At 77.9% G+C, this 903-nt stretch carries 1 protein-coding gene and 1 pseudogene; both read left to right on the forward strand.

Annotated elements, in window-relative coordinates:
* Positions 1-644: sugar transferase (locus tag ACLIYP_RS30615; RefSeq protein WP_412716325.1), on the forward strand; the 644-nt coding region annotated here is incomplete at its 5' end.
* Position 645: 1 nt separating this feature from the next.
* Positions 646-903 (forward strand): annotated as a pseudogene (locus ACLIYP_RS30620) (hypothetical protein); the annotation flags it as partial.

The following is a 903-nucleotide window of genomic DNA, read 5'->3' on the forward strand; positions in this document are numbered from 1 at the left end:
GCCCGGCCGGCCACCTGTGGGGCTTCCCCTGCCACCGCCTGGATCCGCGGCCCCGGCACGGCCGGGCCGGACTGCGCGGCAAGCGGGCCCTGGACGTCACGGTCGCCGCCGTGGCGCTGGCGGCCGCCGCGCCGGTGCTGCTGGCCTGCGCGCTCGCCGTCCGGATCGCCGACGGGCCCGGGGTGATCTTCCGCCAGGAGCGGATCGGGCTGGGCGGCCGCCCGTTCACCGTCCTGAAGTTCCGCACCCTGCGCCCCCGGGACGAGCACGAGTCGGCGACGCGCTGGAACGTCGCCGACGACCGCCGGATGAGCACGGTCGGCCATGTGCTGCGCCGCACCTCGCTCGACGAGCTGCCCCAGCTGTGGAACGTACTGCGCGGCGACATGAGCCTGGTCGGGCCGCGACCCGAACGCCCCTACTTCGTGCAGCGGTTCAGCCGGCTCCACCCCGGCTACGCGGCCCGCCACCGGATGCCCGCCGGGATCACCGGGCTGGCCCAGGTGCACGGCCTGCGCGGCGACACCTCCATCGAGGACCGGGCGCGGTTCGACAACCACTACATCGAGACCTGGTCGCTGTGGCAGGACGTCTCGATCCTGCTGCGCACCGCGGGCTCCGTCCTCCGGCTCGGGGGCAGCTGAGGTGACGACGGCCACCACGGTCGACGCGGCCGACGTGCGGCCCGGGGCGGCCGTACAGCCCCCCGAGTCCGCCGCCGGGCCCGCCCCCGAGTCCGCCGCCGGGCCCGCCCCCGAGTCCGCCGCCGGGCCCGCGGCTCCCGTGCGGGTCCCGGCCGCCGGGACCCGCGGGACCCGCCTGTCGGCGGCGATGGCCTCCCACCGGACGGCGCTGCCCGCGCTCGCCACCGTCCTGCTGGTGTGCGTGCCCGCACACCGCGCG

Source organism: Streptomyces nanhaiensis (assembly GCF_046614825.1).
Classification (GTDB): Bacteria; Actinomycetota; Actinomycetes; order Streptomycetales; family Streptomycetaceae; genus Streptomyces; species Streptomyces radiopugnans.